The following is a 21,030-nucleotide window of genomic DNA, read 5'->3' on the forward strand; positions in this document are numbered from 1 at the left end:
ACCATTGCCGTAATGTTGGCGAATTATAGTGTTACGTTTACAGTATGCAAGGTCTATACCGAAACTTAACATTCATTAATGGCATTTTTAATACGTTTATCGGATACCGGATAAGGTGTTCCAAGCTGCTGTGCAAAGTAACTCACACGTAACTCTTCAAGCATCCAGCGAACCTCTTTTACATTGTCCGGAATCGTAACGCCTTTCGGTATCTTATTCAGTAACTCTTTGTAATCATTCGTTGCTGATTCCACTTTTAGCATGTGTAAGCGATCTTTATTTGGGTCGATTGGAAGTTTTTCCATCCGTTTTTCTATCGCTTTCATATAGCGCAAGATGTCTGGCAAACGCTTCCAACCACATTCGGTAGCAAATCCTTTAAAGATTAAGCTTTCGACCTGAGCTTTAATATCTGACAACGCAAACGCCATAGTAAAGTCGACCTTGCCCTTAAGCTTTTTGTTAATCGCAAACGCAGTCGTCAAAATTGTCTCAACTTGTTTCGCTACATCAACAACGGTATCGCCTAGTTCAGCACGAACATGCTCTTTTAGTGCTTCGAAGTTATCTGAACCCCAAACTAACCCGCCCTGCTCTTCAATCAACTTATCTATTCCACACGCGATACAATCGTCAATCAGATCCAGAACACGTCCGTATGGGTTGAAATAGAGTCCAAGCTTCGACTTATTAGGTAAGTTTGAGTGCAGATACTTAACAGGCGATGGAACGTTAAGCAGAACTAAACGACGTTGGCCGGCGCGCATCGCAAGTTGTTGCTCTTGCTCTGTTTCAAACAACTTAATTTCTACGCTGTCTTTGGTGTCAACTAATGCTGGGTAAGCCTTAACTTCAAACCCGCCACGCTTTTGCTTATAAACTTTTGGTAGTTCACCAAAGCTCCAAGTATGAAGACCTTGTTGCTCAATATCATCATCTGCGACTTTCGAGAGCGTCTCTTGAACTTTATCTTTAAGGCTCTCTTTTAGCTCATGAAGATCTTTGTTTTCTTTCAGCTTACGGTGGCGATGATCCACAGCTCTAAATGTCACTTTAAGATGCTCTGGTATTTGAGTTAGGTTCCAGTCATCACGCAGAACTTCCACACCCGTCATTCGGCGCAACTCTTTTTCAAGCGAATCAAGCAACGGCGCCTCCATTGCCGTCACTCGCCCTAAGAAGGCGTCTGCGTAATTTGGCGCTGGGACGAAGTTCTTACGAATGGTTTTAGGCAGAGCTTTAATCATGCTGACAATAAGCTCATGGCGAAGCCCCGGGATTTGCCAATCAAAGCCAGCCTGTTCAATTTGGTTAAGAATCGGAATCGGGACATGCACCGTGACACCGTCACTGTCTTCACCCGGTTCAAACTGGTAGCTCAGCTTTAGCTTAATGCCGTTTTGATGCCAGAAATTAGGATAATCCAAATCAGTAACATGGCTAGCGTCGCCTCTGAACAGCATCTCTTTTTCGAAGTTCAGTAGCTCTTTGTTCTCTTTACTTGCTTTCTTCCACCACGTATCAAAGTGGCGACCAGAAACGACATCGGTCGCGACACGCTGATCATAGAAATCAAACAGTTCATCATCATCGACTAAGATGTCACGACGACGAGACTTGTGCTCTAGCTCTTCTACTTCCGCAAGTAACTTCCGGTTTTGTTTGAAAAACGGATGTTTATTTTCCCACTCACCTTCAACTAACGCGCTGCGAATGAAAATCTCTCGACTGATTGTCGGATCTATTTGGCTGTAGTTAACCAAGCGTTTTGGAACAATGGCAATTCCGTACAGCATCACTTTTTCATCAGCCATTACCGCAGCACGTTTTTTCGACCAGTGAGGTTCGCTGTAGCTACGTTTTATTAAATGGCCCGCTAACGGTTCAATCCACTCAGGTTGAATCTTAGCAATGATGCGTCCCCACAACTTTGAGGTTTCCACCAGCTCAGCAGACATAATCCACTTAGGTTGTTTCTTAAACAGCCCTGACGCAGGGAAGATACTGAAACGAGCATTACGAGCACCTTGATACTCACTCTTTTCAGGGTCTTTGATACCTATATGAGAAAGCAGGCCCGCCAAAATAGAGGTGTGAACCTTCTCGTAAGAGGCCTCTTCATCATTGAGTTTAAAGTCCATTTCACGCATTGATTGATGAATCTGGAAGTAAACATCTTGCCACTCACGTACGCGTAAATAGTTCAGGTAGTCTTTCTTACACTGCTTACGGAATTGGTTGCCGTTGAGTTCTTTTTGTTGCTCTTTGATGTAGTTCCAAAGATTCACAAACGTAAGGAAATCAGACTCTTCGTGGAAGAATCGTTTATGTTTTTCATCCGATGCTTGTTTCTTCTCTGACGGACGTTCACGTGGATCTTGAATTGAAAGTGCAGAAGCGATAACCATCAACTCTTTCAGACATCCATTGCGACTCGCTTCTAATACCATTCGAGCCAAACGCGGATCGATCGGTAAACGAGCTAGCTTTTTACCCATTGGTGTTAGCTGTTTTTTATTACTGCCAACCTGCTTTCCAGCTTTTTTATCCGCAGCAATCGCTCCAAGCTCTTCAAGTAAGCGAACACCATCTTGGATATTACGTTGATCAGGCGCTTCTACAAATGGGAATGCTTGAATATCACCAAGACCAAGCGAGGTCATCTGCAAAATAACAGAGGCTAAGTTAGTACGAAGAATTTCAGGATCGGTAAACTCAGGGCGAGATTCAAAATCTTCTTCTGAATAAAGTCGAATACAAATACCGTCACTGACACGACCACAACGACCTTTACGCTGATTCGCGCTTGCTTGCGAGATCGCCTCTATAGGCAGACGTTGTACTTTGGTTCGATAGCTATAACGACTGATGCGCGCTGTGCCCGGATCAATAACGTATTCAATACCCGGAACCGTCAGCGATGTTTCAGCCACGTTGGTTGCAAGAACGATTCTTCGGCCAGAGTGCGACTGAAATATTTTATTCTGTTCACTAGAGGATAGCCGCGCATAGAGCGGAACAATTTCAGTATCACGCAGGTTTCTCTTGCTCAAAGCGTCAGCGGTATCGCGAATTTCACGCTCACCGTTCATGAAGATTAGAATATCGCCAAGGCCTTCATCACAAAGCTCATCGACGGCTTCAAAAATCCCTTCAAGCTGATCACGATCAGTATCATCTTCACCACTTAATGGGCGGTAACGAGTATCAACGGGGTACGTACGACCCGACACTTCAATGATTGGCGCATCACTAAAGTGTTTTGAAAATCGCTCGGGATCAATCGTTGCTGAGGTAATAATGATCTTAAGATCAGGACGACGTGGCAACAGCTCTTTTAGATAACCCAAGATGAAATCGATGTTAAGGCTGCGTTCGTGCGCCTCATCGATAATAATGGTGTCGTATTGATTTAGAAAACGGTCATGGCTAATTTCAGCCAGCAAGATACCGTCCGTCATCAGTTTTATTTGGGTATTATCAGAAATTTGGTCGTTGAATCGAACCTTATAACCAACAAATTCGCCGAGCGGGGTTTTCATCTCTTCCGCAATACGATTCGCTACCGAGCGTGCAGCTAGACGTCTTGGCTGGGTATGGCCAATCAAGCCATATTTACCACGACCTAATTCAGCGCATATTTTAGGTATCTGAGTGGTTTTACCTGAACCGGTCTCACCCGCAACAATCACAACTTGATTGTTTTCAATTGCCTCAGCGATATCATCGCGTCGTTGGCTGACCGGTAAAATATCTGGGTATTCAATTGTTGTTTTATAGCCGAAACGCTGCTGTGCAGTCATCATCGATTTTGCGATGTCTAGTGCGATTTCGTCAAATACGGTATTGCGAGACACTTCTTTTTTTATTTTGCTTGCGCCGCTAATACGTTTACTAAGACGAAATCTATCACGCAGCATGCACTCACTTAACGCTTTACGCAGTGATTGAGCCGTGTTTGCAGACTTATGGCTGGCAGGCTGAGTTTGAGATTCTTTATTTGGCTGAGACGAGGTCAAAGCAATTCCTATTTAACTAAGCAGAAAAAACTGCGCGGATTGTAGCACTTTTCTGGTTTCGAAAAAAAACAAAACAATAAAAAACGCCCACAGGCATTGAAGCTCATGGGCGTTTTTAATCGTTTATCTATAACGAGATGCTAGAGATTAAAAATCGAATTGAACGTAGATTGTGTTGTAGTTACTACCACCTTTGATACGTCCATATTGAGAGGATTTTTCAAAAATCGCCGAGCGGTGGTGAATAGAATAACCAAGCCACATATTGTTCAGATCATTTTGATTGAATAAATCACCAATATTCACATCGAAAGAGAAGTCCAAGTAGTTTAATAATTTACTCGGCACTTTGTCTTTTTCAACCATCTCAGTTCCTTCGATATAGGTAACGTTATCAATGTAAGACAAGCCTTCAGCGACACCAAAACGCCACTTGGTTGGCCAGCTCACTGTGTAATAGGCCTTAATCGCTGCGACGTATTCAGTGCTGGATGATTGAACATCTGATGACCAGTGATGTACAAGTCCAGGGGTCAGGTAGACATCAAGAGGAATACCAAACAGCTCATCGGTTAAAGGGTGACCATAGAAGACCGAGCTTAGTTGATTGTTGTGTTCATCCTTTTCAGAATTAAACTTGATAATATCGCCAATATTCGATGGGGTAGCCCAACCGTGAGCAACACGGATGTAGCGCTTGTTAGTCAACTCAGATTTCGGTGCTTTGGCTTTATCGTTAAAAAACCCAAAGCCTAGATAGAGCTCACCTTGGTAACGGTCTTTTACTGCGGCACTTTCATAGGCATTATCATCTAACCTTGTTACGGCTGTAGAGCCGAGTAAGTACAAGTTAGAAATCACATGGTAACGAGCACCAATACCAACCTGTGCATCGACACCTGCACTTACATCGTTCCCAAACTCGTAATTCGAAAACCCGTAATAGACGCTGTTAAAGTCTTTACTTTTATAACGAACGGTTGCCTTAGGTTTTATTTCCCAGTCACCCGATTCAAACACGCCATGAATGGTCGCATTACTGTGCCAATTAAAACGGCTATCCGTCATGAACTCAAAGTCCATCGCCCAAATATCATCAAGTTGATAAGAGACTTGAGCACCAAGATCCGCGGTATCACCCTCGTAGCCATTTTGATACGTCGCCGGTATATCCACAAAACGCATCCTAAGAAGTGCATTGACCTCGACCCTTTCATCTTCAGGTTGATAGAGGTACGCACCAAATTCCGTACCTTCAATAAACACGTAATCGTTTTTGAAGAACATCATAGGTACAAAGGAACCTACGGAGCGGTCACCCACATCGTTATAATAAGGGATAGAAGATAGGCGCGTCATGGCGGCTAGCCCCCACTCTTGCTCAGCGACCGGCGCAAAGACACTAGCTTCCTCTACTTCAGTAGAGGGCCGTGAATTAGTCTCTGTCTCGGCGAGTGATGGCATACTCACTGCGAACATGCTTGCGGCTAACGTCGAATAAACGATGTGAACCACACCCGTTTTGTTTTTTATCATGGTCTTATTTTCTCGCGTTCCTTGCTCAACATCACCAAAATGACATCAATTTCATTAGGAACTCTTATGTTTCATGGGAATTCACCGTTACAATAGTATATATGTTTTCCGAAATGACAGAAATGTGAAAGTATCTGATTTAAAAATAATTCTAGACGGACTTCCTAAAGATAGCGATCTCGATATCGTCATGGGCGAAGAGTGGTTACCAGAACGACTGACCAAAGCCACGATTGATGGAAAGCTTCTGTTTTTGGAGTTTGATAACGCACCTGAAGAAACTCAAGGTGACGAAGAAGGCCGAGGATTTGTTGAGCATGAAGTCGCCATGATCCGCCATCGATTTGAACAGATCATAGACGATGCATCGGATACTAAAACCAAAGCGGATGCGATGGTCTCACTGTTTTTAATGGGACATGAACACTCAAGCTCAGAAATCATCGAAATTCTGGAAGACCCTGAAGTTCCAGACGCGCCAACATCGTAGTCTTAATATCGGTCTTTTTCGCCGAATCTTCACCAATTGAACAGTGCTGACACAATTTTGACTTGTGATTTCAAGCCTTCGCCCCTATTACTTAAGCAATACGCTATTGAGTAACAAGCGAATAACAGAGGAATCACTATGTTCAATGCGATCACGTCCCTATTTAAACAACTACTTGAAGGTGAAGACCTAAGCGGTAGTCAAAAGCAGAACCCTAATCTTGCGATCGCATGTTTGTTATGTGAAGTTGCAGGCGCGGATCACCAGATCAACCAAGTTGAAAGAGAAGCAAAGCATCATTTGATTGAGCGGTTACTTGAACTCAATGAAGCGGAAGCGAACCAACTCCTTGTACAAGCGGAAGAGCAAACAAAGCAAGCAGCTTCACTTTACGAGTTTACTTCCCAGCTTAGAGAGCTATCTCAGGAGACTCGCTTCGAACTCATCAAAGCAATGTGGCAAATTGCACACGCTGACGGAGAGATAGACCCGCTTGAAGATGCAGTCATTCGTAAAACATCCGAGCTTTTATACGTTGACCATAGTGAATTCATTCGAGCAAAGCTTTCTGTTTTAGAAAAGTAACCCGTTAATCTGAACTAGGCTCAGGGCGAGCCTAATATTCTTACTGCTATCCGTTATTTTCTTGCTCTATTTATGGTTTACAGAAGGATACTTAGAGCATTGTCAGAGCAAGTTTCGCCAGATTGTACGCATCAACATACCCAGAATGCTGGCGTCCTTCCCACTCAATTTCTTTCGCTTCTTGAGCTGCTCTGTGCCCAATACGTTTGTCTTTGAGTCGATTTTGAATACGGTACAAGGTTGCTAGATTAATGAACTCTTTAAAGGGTAAATCTACCCCTTTTTCGCGACACTCGTTAAATAGGATCTGATCATCACGCCCCCAAGAAGCGTATATTTTATTTGGACCACCGAAGTTCTTGAGCACGGACTTCATTACCGATTTGAGAGGACGACCTTGTTTTTCGATTTTTCGAGGAGTAATGCCGGTAAGCTCAACACAGAACAGTGACACTTCATCATGCTCAGGCTTAACATAATACTGAGCTCGTTTAACGATCTCACCCGAAGCGACATCAATTTCAGCTAAACCAACTTCTATGATCTCACCCGTAGTACCTACACCATCTACGTTCCAACAACACATTTCTAAATCGAAACACACGACACGGTTATAGTTCATTACCAGCCTTTACTACTAATCCAATTTCCTGAAGGCGCAAGATATTACCTTATTTACACCTAAATGTAGAGCACCGAATGAGGAAGCAATGCACGCAGTATACAAAATAGACATTGACAAGAGACCAGTGGTCTTTTACATTTCAAATAAGAGACCACTGGACACTTAAGCTATTTTAGCTAATAACGAGTATAAACTGGAAACCGGCATGAACTGGAAACGAGCAAGAACTGACGACAAGAAGAACGAGCGTAAAGAAGCAATTTTTAATGCCGCTTTTACCCTTTTTAAACAAAAGGGATACGACAACGTCAGCTTTAACGGCATTGCAACTGAAGCGGGATTCACTAAATCAAACATGTACCGATACTTCAGTTCTAGAGAAGAGATCTTTTTGAATATCTTTGCTGAATTGTTTGAAGGTTGGTTTACCGATTGCTGTAAACAACTCCAGAGTTTAGGGATGAATCCAGACATAAGCGAATTCTCAAGAAGCTGGGTCAAAACCGTAAAGTCTCACCCACAATTTATGGATTTAACCCCAATCCTATTTATCTCGCTTGAGAAGAATAGTTCATACGAACAACTACATGAATTTAAAACACTGTCCAAAGATCTTCTGTATCGATTATCAATGGAAATAAGCAATGTTTACCCAGAGTTTCAGGAAGAGAAGTCCTTTAAGTTCTTAAATCTCAGTTTCGCAGCAATGACAAACGCGTGGGCTGCGAACTCTCATAATGACGCGCTGATCAAGATATATCAGCAAGAGGAATTCATGATGATGAGACCTGATTTTGATAAAGATCTCACAGACTCTATTGAAGTCATCTTGCTTGGATTAAAAGCAACATAAGCATCTAAGACCGAGCAAATAATCAAACTGTAAATCTAAAATTCGAATAACACTGATAACCGAAAATGAAGGAATATTGTAATGGCGCATCACACGGAAAAATCAATTAAAGTAAATATCCCTGCGGAAGATATATGGCAAGTACTGGCGGATTATAGCAGCGTTGAGCGATTCGCAACGACAATCGAATCATCCCAAATTATTGGTAACATAAAGTCAGGACTTGGTACAAAACGACTGTGTACTTTTCATGATGGTTCAAGCCTTATTGAAGAGATCATTGAGTACAAAGAAGGCCAGAGTTTCACAATGGTACTCTCAGAGTATTCTCTGCCTTTAAAAAGCATGCAAGCTGAAATGGGGGTTAAAGCCATTGATGCGAACACAAGTGAAATATTCATGTCATCAGACTTTGTGGTGAAAGGCGGCCCACTAGGTCAGTTTATGGGACACTTTATCATGCGCCCAGTGATGAAAGGTGTTTTCCAAAAACTACTCAGCGGCTTGGCTTATCATTGTGTAACAGGTGAGCGCATAGGTAAAAAACTGCCAAGTAATGAAAAACTGTCGGCTATTGTGACGGGATAATTCATCCCGCCACAAGCTAAAACCACCGTGTGCTTTAACACCATTACCTTCAGACATATTAAAGCACTCGGCTCATAGGCGGTTTGGTACAATAGTATGCAATGTGAAGTTAATCCCCCATTGCAACGCCTTCTCGTCTTGGGTCTGCGCCGCCAATGAGTGTTCCATCACTGAAGACGATACCGTGTAGCCCCGAGTTTAAATCGCGGACATCGACTTTAAATCCCATCTTTTCCAGTGGCTCTTTGAAGCGTACGGCATCTGTTCCTTCTTCTACATCAAAGGTGCCAAAACGATTAACCATATTTGGCATATTGATAGCGTCTTGAATGTCCATACCCCAATCAAAGTGAGCAATCAGCGTTTTTGCTACATAGCCGATAATACGAGATCCACCCGGTGACCCGACTGCCATGTACGGTTTACCATTTTCAAACACGATGGTTGGCGCCATGGACGACCTTGGGCGCTTCCCCGGCTCTACTCGGTTAGCAATTGGAAGGCCATTACTGTGCGAGGCAAAAGAGAAGTCTGTTAACTCATTATTCAAAATAAAGCCGTTACTCATGACTCGCGAGCCAAAACCGTTCTCTACGGTACTGGTCATAGAAATAATATTACCTTCGGCATCTGCAATCACAATATGGGTGGTTGACGGAAGTTCGATCGATTGATCATCAGCTAACGCCAATTTACTTTGCCATGGTGGATTCCCCGGAGTAACTTCTGTCAGAGCCTTACCTTTAGTAATAAGTCCTGCCCGAGCTTTTAGGTACGCAGGGTCAAGTAAACCTTCTGGCATTGGCACAAAATCGGTGTCTGCGATGTACCGGCCTCTATCAGCAAACGCTAACCTAGACGCATCACCTATGATTTGCCAAGACTGTGGATCATTCGGCCCCATCCCTTTCAAATCAAAATGACTGGCGATGCCCAATATTTGCCCAACAGTGAGTGCGCCTGAACTCGGTGGTCCCATACCGCAAACATCGTATTGCCTATAAGCAACACATGTTGCGTCTCGTTCCTTAATTTTGTACGTAGTGAAATCTTCCTGCGCTAGATAACCAGGGTTGTTTTTAATACCCGTCACTTTGTCGACGATATCTTTCGCAATCTGCCCAGAATAGAACGCAGCCTCACCCTCTTTCCCAATAGTATCTAACGTTTTCGCATAAGGCTTGTTAACGAGAAGATGCCCTTCCTGCAGGGGCTGACCATCCGGCGTAAAGAAATACGCTTTCGTATCTGGGTAACGACTCAACCTCTCCTTATCTCTGGCAATGGAAGAAGCCATTCTTTCAGAAACAGAAAAGCCATCCATCGCCAATGTTTTTGCAGGCAGCAATAATTCGGACCACTCTTTGCGACCGTATTTCTCATGCATTGTTGAAAGTAGTTTTACCGTACCGGGAGTTCCGACGGAGCGTCCCCCGACGACGGCATCAAAAAATTTGAGCGGTTTGCCATTTTCATCCTGAAACAGCTCTGGTTTTGAAGCTAAAGGCGCTGTTTCACGGCCATCAAACGTTGTGATTTTTTCATTTTTCGCATCGTAATAGACTAAGAACGCCCCACCACCTAAGCCAGATGATTGAGGTTCTACCAAACCCAATACGGTTTGAACAGCAACCAATGCATCCGCCGCTGAGCCACCGTTTTTAAGAACTTCATACCCCGCCTCTACAGCGAGAGGGTGCGCCGCTGCCACCATGTACTTATTAGCAATTACACTCTGCTTTTCAGACACGGCACTGGTAAACTCGGGAGCCACGCTGTCTGCTACATCCGCGACCGGAGACGTGGCATAAGTCGAAGATGAAGCTAACATCACACTTAACGCTATTAAAGTTTGTTTCAACATATGATTCCTTATTATTGTTATATCCCTGCTACTGAGGTTTGATGCTAGATACCGTTATACCAAATCAACCACTATAACCATCCGCTTTCATACAACAATCCTCTCGTTTTGTTATCTGACTTCAGTCTTGAATGTAATTCGGCTATAGATCTTAACAACTAGACAATGAAATCTACTGCCAAACGGATCTTCACACTCAGAAGTGTTTAAAAACTCATCAATTAGGTCTGAATCACTGGTCAATCCTGCGTTTTGTCGAGCCATAAAGCTTGAATGTGATAATATCCGCCACCATTAACTACATACATTCGGCATGATCTAGCCCTCACGTCATACGTTAGAAATACAGTTATGCTTAACGTATTAGAGCTAAAGATGAACTAGTAACCGTGCCAAAGGTGAATAGCTCACCTTAAATATAACCACCAAAGAGAATTCGTTATGAACTTTGATATTAATATGATTCCTCAAACAATCGATATGCTTCATACAGGTTTAGCAGCATCGAGCGTTCTGTTACTACTGATTGCGGTTTCTCGTAAATCGACAGTGGTCGAAAAAGTGGTTGAGAAGCCAGTTGAGAAAATCGTCGAAGTTGAAAAACCAGTAGAAAAGATCATTGAAGTTGAAAAGATCGTTGAAGTAGAAAAAATCATCGAGAAAGTGGTTGAAGTAGAATCCAAACTTGCCACCGCTTCAACTGACTCAGCAATGCAGCTTTTATCTATCATGCAGCAAGAAGCTCGCTTGATTGATTTCCTAAAAGAAGACCTAACCTCATTCTCTGATGAAGAAGTAGGGGCGGCTGCTCGAGTTATTCATACTGGCGGCCAGAAGGTATTGAATGACTACGTATCACTAACGTCGATACGCACGGAAGAAGAAGAAACTCGTATAACCATTGAAGAAGGCTTCAATGCTCAGCAAGTTCGCTTAACGGGCAACGTGACTGGTTCTGCGCCATTTACGGGCACACTGGTTCATAAAGGTTGGAAAGCAACTGATATGACCCTGCCAAAGCTTGCTAAAAATTACGATGCTTCAATTATTGCCCCTGCTGAGGTAGAGCTGTAATGGAAAACCAACAGTCACATGATCAAGCCGCAATATTTAGCGTCGGTATCGATTTAGGTACTACCCACTGCGTGCTTTCTTATACTGAAAACCAAGACCAATCAGACGCAAGTACTCAGCCTGAAGTTCACGTTCTTGCCATTCCGCAGCTTACAGCGCCGGGAACGGTTGAAAACAGAAATCAGCTTGGTTCATTTTTATACCAACCTCATGAGCACGAAATGAACCCATCATCACGTGTTCTGCCTTGGTCGACTGAACCAACAGCGCTCGTTGGTGCTATTGCCCGTAATCTTGGCGCAAAAACCCCTATCCGTCTGATTGCGAGTGCAAAATCATGGTTGTGCCATGGTGGTGTGAACCGACGTAGTGCGTTTCTTCCCGCAGGAAGCCCTGAAGATGTTGAAAAAGTATCTCCGCTTCGAGCAACAGAGCTTTATTTAGAGCATCTGAAACAAGCGTGGGATCATAGCCATCCAGAGTCACCGCTCTCACAACAAGATGTAACGATCACGGTTCCAGCCTCTTTTGACCCAGCTGCTAGAGATTTAACCGCAGAAGCTGCACGTAATGTAGGTTTTGAACAGCTGACTCTTCTTGAAGAACCACAAGCTGCCCTCTACTCATGGATCAACAATAACGGTGATGCATGGCGTGATGAAGTGAATGTTGGCGACATAGTTCTCGTTATCGATGTTGGCGGTGGTACCACTGACTTATCGTTAGTTGAAGTGACTGAAGATGATGGTAACTTATCATTGAACCGTATTGCCGTTGGTGAGCATATTTTGCTTGGTGGCGACAATATGGATCTTGCCCTCGCCTATCGTTTGAAAATGAAGTTGGCTCAAGAAGGCAAAGAGCTCGCGCCTTGGCAGGTTCAAGCGATGACGCACGCATGCCGTGACGCGAAAGAAGCCCTTCTTAATGATGGTGAGCTGCAATCAGTTCCTATCGTAGTACCAAGCCGAGGTTCAAAACTTCTAGGCGCAACGCTAAAAACAGAGCTCACTCAACAAGAAGTTCAGCAAACACTGGTTGACGGTTTCTTCCCTAGCATTGACGTCTCTGAGCATCCGGTTCAAAAGCCTCGCGGTGCACTAACACAAATGGGCTTGCCGTATGCACAAGATGCCGGTATCACTCGCCATATTGCTGCGTTTTTGACTAAGCAAGCTAACGCCCAAAATAAAGGTTTAGAGAACCAAGCGGCTGAACAAAGCTTTGACCCGTTTGCTAACATGGCTGGAATGCCAGGTATGCTAAACGAGCCTGTCGCACAAAACTTTATTAAACCGACCGCTATTTTATTTAATGGCGGTGTGTTGAAATCGAAGCTGCTAGCAAACCGACTGCGCGATACCATTAATGCATGGCTATCAAAAGCAGATCAACCACAAGCAAAATCACTCTCCGGTCTTGATTTGGATCTCGCCGTTGCAAGTGGTGCTGCATACTACGCCAGCGTTCGTAACGGACAAGGTGTGCGTATTCGTGGTGGCATCGCCTCTAGCTATTATGTGGGCATTGAAAGCGCTATGCCTGCAATCCCAGGAATGGCTCCCCCAATGGAAGCATTGTGTATTGCTCCTTTTGGCATGGAAGAAGGTTCAGTGGCTCAAGTACCAAGCCAAGAATTTGGTCTTGTGATTGGTCAACCTGTCCACTTCCAATTCTTTGGTTCGACGACACGACGTGAAGACGTTGCTGGAACTCACTTAGATCATTGGGCACCAAGCGAACTGGACGAGCTACCAGAAATACAGGTGACACTACCTGCATCTGATGGTCGCCGTGAAGGTGAAGTCGTTCCCGTGACATTGGTTTCTCGAGTAACTGAGCTCGGTACTCTATACCTAGAAGCTATTGCAACCGACAATGGGCAAAAGTGGCACGTCGAATTTGATGTTCGAGAAGACTCAACATCCAACGAGCTAACACAGTAATCTAAAACGGCATCTACAAAGGTGCCGTTTCTCTATCTAAGGTCTGCACATGGCATCATCGCGTTTTCTTGTTGGTATTGATCTTGGTACAACCAATACGGTTGTCGCCTATTGTGAGAATACTGATCAATTAGAACAAGCCCCCGTGTCTCTTTTCGACATTGATCAACTTGTTGGCCCCGGAGAAGTGGTTCGAAAACCTCTTCTTCCATCTTTTCGCTATCACCCCGCTGTGGGGCAGATATCACCGTCAGACATCACCCTACCTTGGCAAGATAGCCTAGTACAAGGCGATATTGAACAGGTCATCATCGGTGAATGGGCAAGAGAGCTTGGTGCGAAAGTAGAAGGTAGACAAGTTGCCAGTGCAAAGAGTTGGCTTTCACATCAAGCGGTAGACAGAAGCTCAGAGATCCTTCCTTGGGCTGGTGCGACGGATGTAGATAAAGTCTCTCCAATTGTTGCCAGTGCAAGTTATCTCAATCACATTCGTCTTGCATGGAATCACCGTAACCCAAGTAATCCGCTCGAAAAACAAGATGTTGTTGTCACCGTCCCTGCCTCGTTTGATGAGTCAGCAAGAAAACTCACCATAGAAGCGGCTAAACTGGCTGGCCTCAACGCTATTATTTTACTCGAAGAGCCACAAGCCGTTTGTTATGACTGGCATTCTCGACATAAAGATACCGCTGATGAAGAGCTTAAAGAGTTACCTCTTATTCTTGTCTGCGATGTTGGTGGCGGTACGACTGATTTGAGCTTAATTGAAGCCAAAGTTCATGACGATAGCCCACTAGAGCTCAATCGCATAGGTGTAGGCGATCATCTAATGCTAGGTGGCGATAACCTTGATTTAGCTTTGGCACATCTTGCTGAGCAGCGTTTTAATCAATCAAAAAAGCTGACCGCTGCGGGCCTTACTAAACTCATTCAACAAACGCGTAGAGCAAAAGAGAATTTGTTATCAGCGAATGCGCCTGACGAAATGAAGATCACCATGCTCGGCAGTGGTTCTAAGCTATTAGGCGGCACAAAAAGCGTTAACCTAACCAAGCAAGAAGTTCACCAAATCGCACTTGATGGATTTTTTCCGCTCAGTGACTTCAATCAAATACCCGACAAGCGACGAAGTGCGGTGGTCGAGTTTGGATTACCTTATGTCTCAGACCCAGCGGTTAGTAAACATTTGGCGCAATTTTTGTCTCAGCATCAACAAGTCTCTCACTCTGCTCTTTCTTACGCAGAAGAAAGTTACAGCCAAGAATCGACGTCAGAACCCGCAATTCCTGTAGCGTTACTTCTTAACGGTGGTGTGTTTAACAGTGAACTGGTCACCAATCGCATGACGTCACTGTTAGAACAATGGCGAGGCTCCTCCATAACTTTACTTGATAACCCTCATCCTGACTTATCAGTCGCTTTAGGGGCTGTTGCTTTTGCCAAAGCAAGACGTGGCGCGCAACTTAAAATTGGTGGCGGTTCAGCTCGCTCTTATTTTTTGCATTTGGAGCAAAAAAACAAGAAGAACCAAGCTCTATGTTTATTGGCTAAAGGGACAGAAGAAGGTCAAGAAATTCGCCTAACTGGCCGCAAGTTCTCACTCACACTTGGTGAACCTGTACGCTTTAATTTGCTCACCTCTACTCACGATACGCTTTCTAATAATACAACCGCTCAGAATGGTCTGTTAACGGATGTGGATGCTGATCTATTTTCGCCTTTGCCTCCTTACATTACAACGCTAGAAAGTAAGCAAACGTCCCCTGATGTAGTAGACAAAGAGTTGCATGAAAATCAAAAAGAGCGTGTCGAGGTTCAATTAGCCTGCCAACTGACTGAAGTCGGCACACTGCAACTTGAGTGTGTAGGCGTTAATAATGATCAACGATGGAACTTAGAATTTGAAGTTCGTAACCAATCATCAGAAGAGAGTGAAGAGCATAAACTGAGCCCGAAACTTATTGAGTGCAAAGAACTCATTACTCGTCTTTATAGTGGTAATAAGAAAAGTGCTGATAATAAAGAGATAAAAACACTCACAAAGACACTCGAAAAGTCATTGGGAAAGCGTGACCAGTGGGATTTCGCGACTTTACGTCATCTATTTGATAGCTTGGCACAAGGACGTAAGCGTCGACGTCGCTCTGAGTCCCATGAAAAGAATTGGCTACGTCTTGCTGGGTTTGCAATGAGACCTGGTTTCGGTGAAGCAACCGATAGCTGGCGTATGGACCAGATCTGGCCTTTGTATCAACAAAATATTCAATTTCAAAACCATCAAGGTTGGACCGATTGGTGGGTGTTCTGGCGTCGCGTCGCGGGTGGACTAAACCAAGAGCAACAAGAAACAATCTTAGCCGACATTGCCAAATATCTACACCCTGGGGCGATGAAGAATCCAAAAACAGCTCAGATGGCGCAAGAGCACGGTTATGAGTCGATGGTACGCCTTGCTGCATCATTAGAGCATCTAGAGGTGGAAGATAAGGTGTTATTGGCAAGTTGGTTTGTTAGTAAAGCAGTTAATCATAATCAATTTGAACAAGCACACTGGTGGGCATTTGGCCGTTTAGCGTCAAGAACACCTTTGTATGGTAGTCAACATACAGTTATTCCTCGCGAGCAAGCTGAACAATGGCTGCCAACGCTGCTTGAACAAAACTGGCAAAAAGAGCCAATGATCGCTTTTGCGGCGGTGATGATTTGTCGTAAAACAGGCGACCGCTTATTTGATATTTCAGACGACTTTAGAGCTGACGTATTAATGAAATTAAATAAGAGTAAAGTACCCGAATCTTGGATTAAATTAGTTCAAGAAATAACCGAATTATCGGATAGCGAAACCAAGCGAATATTTGGCGATGCGCTACCTCATGGTCTTCGATTAATAACTAGTTAAATATTAACCAAGTGACCATATTCATTACCCTCGGAGTGCTTTTTTCTAATTATTTTTTGAGAAACACTCCACATTCCCTTTGAGTGTGCTAGTATTCGTTTCGGCCTGATATCAGACCTATTTATATGAATGACGTGTTATGTATTTGAAAATCCTCGAGCATCGGCTTACCAGCTTGTTCATGGAGTCTTTCCTGTAATATATCGCTACACCACATAAATGATTCTATTGGCTACAACTGCATTTTTGCGAATTATTTTGAAAATTAAGGAGACATCATGTCTAAAGCAACTGGTAACGTAAAATGGTTCAACGAAACTAAAGGTTTCGGTTTTATTTCTCAAGACGACGGCGGCGCTGACGTATTCGTTCACTTCCGTGCAATCGTTTCTGACGGTTTCAAGACTCTTGCTGAAGGTCAAAAGGTTTCTTTTGACGTTGAACAAGGTCAAAAAGGTCCTCAAGCTGCAAACGTTGTTTGTCTATAAGCTTGTCGATTTTGACAGAATATTAAAAATGCAGGCCTAGGCCTGCATTTTTTTGTTTTAAATAGCAGCTATTTACTTTAATAAGTTATTACCAACACTTCTTTATCTAATCTAGTTTTGGTAGCTGATCACTACAGCTCCTCCATAACCACTGTATCTCAACGCTCTCTAACCTTTCAATTCGCTATAAAAAACAACCCGCTTTATCGTTTAACTTCCCTGATAGAATAAGTCGCCAGTAAAATACATCACTCTACCCTGTCATATTTATACTTATTAGTTCTGCTGTGTTCTGACAATAAAAAAGGCCGAATTGCCTGATAGCAAATCGACCATTTAATACAACTGTTTGAAAACTATAACCCTAGGAGCAGTATTATTAAGAGTCTTTCTTTGTCCCATATACTGTTTTTAAGTATTCATCTTTTTCTTTCCACTGTGTATCAAGCCATTTGTGGAAGCGGCGCTTAAACGCTTTATCATTAAAGTAATCGCCTGAAACATCTTCGTTCATAGGGTGAACCTTCACATGAACAACGACACTGGTTAGTCGACCTTTTAGTAGGTCAATAAACGGAGAGCTTTGATTCTCAGGGTAAGCCAATGTGACATCAACAATACCATCTAAAAGATTGCCCATTGCGTTCAAAGCAAATGCAACTCCACCTGTTTTTGGTCGTAATAGATGCTGATAAGGGGTCTTAACCGTTTCAAGTTTTTCTTGATTCGCACGAGTGCCTTCAACAAAGTTTACTAATGTTGTTGGAACATAGCTGAATTTTTCACACGCTTTATTGATCGCATTAAAGTCGTCATTGCGACGCTCGGGGTGTCGCAATAGATATTCTCTAGAGTGGCGCTTCATAAATGGCATGTCGAGCCCCCAGCATGCCAGTCCAACAAAAGGAACATAAAGTAAGTCGTGCTTTAAAAAGAATTTAGTCATCGGTATTCTATTTTTCAATACAGATGAAACAATGACGATATCAGCCCAACTGATATGATTCGACATCATTAAATACCAATGTTGCTTAGACAACGCCTCTTGCCCTTCTATTGTCCACTCGATTTTATTATTCGTGTTAAGCATCCACAGATTAAACGTGGCCCATAACCAAAATTGGCTATTAGCTAAACGCGTAAAAGTTACTTTAACAATTGGAAATGGCAATATAATTTTTACTAGGGCCAATAAGCCGACAACTAATGCGGTAATAGCGGTATTAATAGTGACCAGTAAAACAAACAGAACAAGGCGTAGATTTTCAAACATTACTATAATTTCTAAAGACTAAAACACCATTATAACCATTAATGATTTGAAATCGTAATAGTTTGATAATTTCTTCTTTCGTCAACGACTCCCAAAATAAATTTCCTCTTCATATCTATAGCGACTGTTTTGTGAGTTCGGTAAATATCGGTTGATGTTCAAGACCAAAAGCCTCAAAATGGCGCACTTTTTGTCGCCTCAAGCAAAACTGTTTTTTGCTTTTTGTTCAAATTGGCGCTAACTGCCCTATTCTATTAATAGCTGTTAGTTACATTGATCATCATATGCGGCTGGTAAGCTACTTTCATTGTTAATTGAGAATCATATTTATGGGTTTTACCTCACTCGGTCTATCTGCTCCAATTTTAAAAGCTATTAAAGAACAAGGTTACGACACACCTTCCCCTATCCAAGCACAAGCAATTCCGGCTGTGCTTCAAGGTAAAGATGTTATGGCAGCAGCGCAAACCGGGACAGGTAAAACAGCCGGCTTTACTCTTCCAATTTTAGAAGGCTTAACTAACGGCCCTAAAGTGAAAAGCAATCACGTTCGTGCTCTTATTCTTACGCCAACACGTGAACTTGCTGCGCAGATCAATGAAAATGTAGAGCGCTATAGCGCGCATCTTCCTTTAAGTTCATCGGTTGTATTTGGTGGTGTTAAGATTAACCCACAAATGATGAGACTGCGCCAAGGCTGTGACGTGCTTGTTGCAACACCAGGCCGCCTACTAGACCTGTTCAATCAAAAAGCAGTGCGATTCTCTCAACTTGAAGTTCTTGTTCTTGATGAAGCTGACCGCATGCTTGATATGGGCTTTATTCGCGATATCCGTAAAATCCTAAATGTGTTACCAAAACAGCGTCAAAACCTACTGTTCTCAGCGACATTCTCTGACGAAATAAAAGAGTTGGCAAAGGGCTTAGTAAATAATCCAGTTGAGATTTCAGTTAGCCCTGCAAACTCAACGGCAAGAACTGTCGAGCAGTGCATCTACCCTGCAGATAAAAAGCAAAAAGCACCAATGCTTGTGAAGCTAATTAAAGATGGAGATTGGAAACAAGTTTTAGTCTTTAGCCGAACTAAACATGGGGCAAACAAACTGTCTCACTACCTAAATGATCAGGGTATTACTTCTGCTCCTATCCATGGCAATAAGAGCCAAGGGGCAAGAACCAAGGCTTTAGCAAACTTTAAATCAGGTGAGATCCGAGTATTGGTTGCAACAGATATTGCAGCTCGAGGCATCGATATCCCACAACTACCTCAAGTTGTTAACTTTGATCTACCTAATATCTCTGAAGATTATGTTCACCGAATTGGTCGTACTGGCCGCGCGGGTGAAGTGGGCAAAGCGATATCTTTAGTATGTGCTGATGAAGCAGCCGATCTGTTTGGTATTGAGCGTCTCATTAAGCAGCTACTGACTCGTCATGAACTGGAAGGTTTCAAGCCACAAAATACTCTGCCGGAATCGAGATTAGATACTCGACCAATTAAAGCTAAAAAGCCTAAGAAGCCAAAAAGCAACCACGCAGATGGGCAACGCTCTGGTGATAACGCTCGAGGCCATAAACCAGCAGGAAAAAATAAGCGTCATGTAGGTGGCAATAAATCTGAAAGTGGTGCTGCGAACAAACCAAAACGTCGCCAGTTTAAAAAACCACAACAGAGTAACAAACCTAGCTAGGTCGTAATTAACTAGTTTTAGTTCAAAAGCGGTGAGTTATCTCACCGCTTTTTTGTTTATTATTCTCTTTTCTTATAGTAACGAACACTTTTCTACGTAAGTTGTAATTAAAGCTTTCATCTCTGTTTTTTGAGTGTCGTCGACAAAACTGGCTTCCGCTGCATTATATGAAAACTGAGCGAGCTGTTGATTAGTGACGTAAATACTCTCTGCTATCGCAAAAAAGTTGTCATTCATGTAACCACCAAAGTAAGCTGGATCATCTGAGTTCACCGTAACACATAGCCCCTTTTCCAATAGCTCCACGATATTATGATGTTTCATTGACTCGAATACTTTCAACTTAATATTTGATAAAGGGCATACCGTAAGCGGAACTCTTGACTTAATCAGTTGATCTACGAGTACTTTGTCATCCACACAGCGAACACCATGATCTATCCGAGAAATATTCAATAAGACTAGTGCATCGATAATATTGCTAGCAGGCCCTTCTTCTCCCGCGTGAGCGACTGTTTTATAACCATGTTGCAATGACTGCTCAAATACTCGTTTAAACTTTTCTGGTGGGTGCCCAGCTTCTGACGAATCAAGCCCTACTGCAATGATTTTATCTTTATAAGGAAGAGACTGTTCTAGGGTTTCAAACGCAGAAGCCTCATCCAAGTGGCGTAAAAAACACATTATTAATTGGCTGCTGATCCCTAATTGAGATTGCCCATCTTTTAATGCTCGATCTATCCCATTCACCACGACACCAAACTCAATGCCGCGTTCCGTATGGGTTTGTGGATCGAAGAACAGCTCAGTATGAATCACATTATCTTCCTTACAACGCAACAAATACGCCCATGTTAGGTCATAAAAGTCCTGTTCATGGATAAGTACATTAGCACCTTGGTAATAGATATCTAAAAATGATTGTAGGTCATCAAACTCGTAGGCTTCTTTGACAGCTTTTGGAGTACTAAACGGAAGGGGAATACTATTTTTTTTTGCCAATTCAAACATCATTTCAGGCTCCAACGAGCCCTCGATATGCAGGTGTAATTCAATTTTTGGTAAGTCCTTAATAAATGACTTTTGATCCATAAATACT

General features: G+C 43.0%; 15 protein-coding genes. 9 read left to right on the forward strand and 6 right to left on the reverse strand.

What is annotated here, in order from left to right:
- Positions 1-65: 65 nt before the first annotated feature.
- Together hrpA and L4C54_RS02420 are read right to left on the reverse strand one after the other, a co-directional pair.
- Positions 66-4,019: an ATP-dependent RNA helicase HrpA gene (gene hrpA, locus L4C54_RS02415; RefSeq protein WP_428806956.1), complete on the reverse strand. Its 3,954-nt coding sequence runs from the start codon at positions 4,017-4,019 to the stop codon at positions 66-68.
- A gap of 147 nt (positions 4,020-4,166) precedes the next feature.
- The gene (locus L4C54_RS02420) at positions 4,167-5,483 is read right to left on the reverse strand and encodes a MipA/OmpV family protein (protein WP_428807389.1); all 1,317 of its coding nucleotides are present in this window, start codon (positions 5,481-5,483) and stop codon (positions 4,167-4,169) included.
- A gap of 196 nt (positions 5,484-5,679) precedes the next feature.
- Here L4C54_RS02420 and L4C54_RS02425 point away from each other — a divergent pair, with 196 nt between their 5' ends.
- Positions 5,680-6,045, forward strand: coding sequence for a VC1380 family protein (locus tag L4C54_RS02425; RefSeq protein WP_428806957.1), 366 nt, complete (start codon positions 5,680-5,682; stop codon positions 6,043-6,045).
- A 138-nt stretch (positions 6,046-6,183) separates the two neighbouring features.
- Positions 6,184-6,630, forward strand: a complete 447-nt coding sequence (locus L4C54_RS02430; protein ID WP_428801687.1) for a tellurite resistance TerB family protein — start codon at positions 6,184-6,186, stop codon at positions 6,628-6,630.
- A 91-nt stretch (positions 6,631-6,721) separates the two neighbouring features.
- Here L4C54_RS02430 and L4C54_RS02435 read toward each other — a convergent pair whose 3' ends face one another.
- Positions 6,722-7,252 carry a 3'-5' exonuclease gene (locus L4C54_RS02435; RefSeq protein ID WP_428806958.1) on the reverse strand — a complete coding sequence of 177 codons (531 nt, stop codon included), beginning with the start codon at positions 7,250-7,252 and terminating at the stop codon, positions 6,722-6,724.
- 208 nt (positions 7,253-7,460) lie between these two features.
- Between L4C54_RS02435 and L4C54_RS02440 the strand changes: the two genes are divergently transcribed.
- Positions 7,461-8,108: a TetR/AcrR family transcriptional regulator gene (locus L4C54_RS02440; RefSeq protein WP_428806959.1), complete on the forward strand. Its 648-nt coding sequence runs from the start codon at positions 7,461-7,463 to the stop codon at positions 8,106-8,108.
- An 81-nt stretch (positions 8,109-8,189) separates the two neighbouring features.
- Positions 8,190-8,696 (forward strand): SRPBCC family protein, encoded by a 507-nt coding sequence (locus L4C54_RS02445; RefSeq protein WP_428806960.1) that lies wholly within the window; start codon positions 8,190-8,192, stop codon positions 8,694-8,696.
- 109 nt (positions 8,697-8,805) lie between these two features.
- Here L4C54_RS02445 and ggt read toward each other — a convergent pair whose 3' ends face one another.
- A complete protein-coding gene (gene ggt, locus L4C54_RS02450) occupies positions 8,806-10,560 on the reverse strand; it encodes a gamma-glutamyltransferase (RefSeq protein WP_428806961.1) in 1,755 nt (584 codons plus the stop codon).
- Between the two features lie 441 nt (positions 10,561-11,001).
- Here ggt and L4C54_RS02455 point away from each other — a divergent pair, with 441 nt between their 5' ends.
- The 4 genes from L4C54_RS02455 (at position 11,002) to cspE (ending at position 16,967) form a co-directional block, all read left to right on the forward strand.
- Positions 11,002-11,634, forward strand: a complete 633-nt coding sequence (locus tag L4C54_RS02455) for a DUF2760 domain-containing protein (RefSeq protein WP_428801682.1) — start codon at positions 11,002-11,004, stop codon at positions 11,632-11,634.
- Positions 11,634-13,580, forward strand: a complete 1,947-nt coding sequence (locus L4C54_RS02460; RefSeq protein WP_428806962.1) for an Hsp70 family protein — start codon at positions 11,634-11,636, stop codon at positions 13,578-13,580. The genes L4C54_RS02455 and L4C54_RS02460 overlap by 1 nt, the downstream gene beginning before the upstream one ends.
- 49 nt (positions 13,581-13,629) lie before the next feature.
- The gene (locus L4C54_RS02465; RefSeq protein WP_428806963.1) at positions 13,630-16,479 is read left to right on the forward strand and encodes an Hsp70 family protein; all 2,850 of its coding nucleotides are present in this window, start codon (positions 13,630-13,632) and stop codon (positions 16,477-16,479) included.
- Positions 16,480-16,757: 278 nt separating this feature from the next.
- Positions 16,758-16,967, forward strand: coding sequence for a transcription antiterminator/RNA stability regulator CspE (gene cspE / locus L4C54_RS02470; RefSeq protein WP_017033441.1), 210 nt, complete (start codon positions 16,758-16,760; stop codon positions 16,965-16,967).
- 379 nt (positions 16,968-17,346) lie between these two features.
- On the opposite strand, the gene yihG is transcribed toward cspE, so the two are convergent.
- Positions 17,347-18,240 (reverse strand): 1-acylglycerol-3-phosphate O-acyltransferase, YihG family, encoded by an 894-nt coding sequence (gene yihG, locus L4C54_RS02475; RefSeq protein ID WP_428806964.1) that lies wholly within the window; start codon positions 18,238-18,240, stop codon positions 17,347-17,349.
- A gap of 329 nt (positions 18,241-18,569) precedes the next feature.
- Here yihG and L4C54_RS02480 point away from each other — a divergent pair, with 329 nt between their 5' ends.
- Positions 18,570-19,931: a DEAD/DEAH box helicase gene (locus L4C54_RS02480; protein WP_428801678.1), complete on the forward strand. Its 1,362-nt coding sequence runs from the start codon at positions 18,570-18,572 to the stop codon at positions 19,929-19,931.
- A 72-nt stretch (positions 19,932-20,003) separates the two neighbouring features.
- Here the strand turns inward: L4C54_RS02480 and L4C54_RS02485 are convergent, their stop codons facing one another.
- Positions 20,004-21,023, reverse strand: coding sequence for an adenosine deaminase (locus tag L4C54_RS02485; protein ID WP_428806965.1), 1,020 nt, complete (start codon positions 21,021-21,023; stop codon positions 20,004-20,006).
- Between the last annotated feature and the right edge of the window lie 7 nt (positions 21,024-21,030).

Source organism: Vibrio lamellibrachiae (assembly GCF_050337265.1).
Lineage (GTDB): Bacteria > Pseudomonadota > Gammaproteobacteria > Enterobacterales > Vibrionaceae > Vibrio > Vibrio kyushuensis.

Excerpts from the sequence above, each read along its gene's own strand:
- L4C54_RS02440 (WP_428806959.1), top strand. The coding sequence starts at position 7,461 with ATGAACTGGAAACGAGCAAGAACTGACGACAAGAAGAACGAGCGTAAA.
- L4C54_RS02445 (WP_428806960.1), top strand. The coding sequence starts at position 8,190 with ATGGCGCATCACACGGAAAAATCAATTAAAGTAAATATCCCTGCGGAA.
- L4C54_RS02420 (WP_428807389.1), bottom strand. The coding sequence starts at position 5,483 with ATGCCATCACTCGCCGAGACAGAGACTAATTCACGGCCCTCTACTGAA.
- L4C54_RS02480 (WP_428801678.1), top strand. The coding sequence starts at position 18,570 with ATGGGTTTTACCTCACTCGGTCTATCTGCTCCAATTTTAAAAGCTATT.
- L4C54_RS02460 (WP_428806962.1), top strand. The coding sequence starts at position 11,634 with ATGGAAAACCAACAGTCACATGATCAAGCCGCAATATTTAGCGTCGGT.
- cspE (WP_017033441.1), top strand. The coding sequence starts at position 16,758 with ATGTCTAAAGCAACTGGTAACGTAAAATGGTTCAACGAAACTAAAGGT.
- yihG (WP_428806964.1), bottom strand. The coding sequence starts at position 18,240 with ATGTTTGAAAATCTACGCCTTGTTCTGTTTGTTTTACTGGTCACTATT.
- L4C54_RS02435 (WP_428806958.1), bottom strand. The coding sequence starts at position 7,252 with ATGAACTATAACCGTGTCGTGTGTTTCGATTTAGAAATGTGTTGTTGG.
- L4C54_RS02485 (WP_428806965.1), bottom strand. The coding sequence starts at position 21,023 with ATGGATCAAAAGTCATTTATTAAGGACTTACCAAAAATTGAATTACAC.
- ggt (WP_428806961.1), bottom strand. The coding sequence starts at position 10,560 with ATGTTGAAACAAACTTTAATAGCGTTAAGTGTGATGTTAGCTTCATCT.
- L4C54_RS02465 (WP_428806963.1), top strand. The coding sequence starts at position 13,630 with ATGGCATCATCGCGTTTTCTTGTTGGTATTGATCTTGGTACAACCAAT.
- L4C54_RS02430 (WP_428801687.1), top strand. The coding sequence starts at position 6,184 with ATGTTCAATGCGATCACGTCCCTATTTAAACAACTACTTGAAGGTGAA.
- L4C54_RS02455 (WP_428801682.1), top strand. The coding sequence starts at position 11,002 with ATGAACTTTGATATTAATATGATTCCTCAAACAATCGATATGCTTCAT.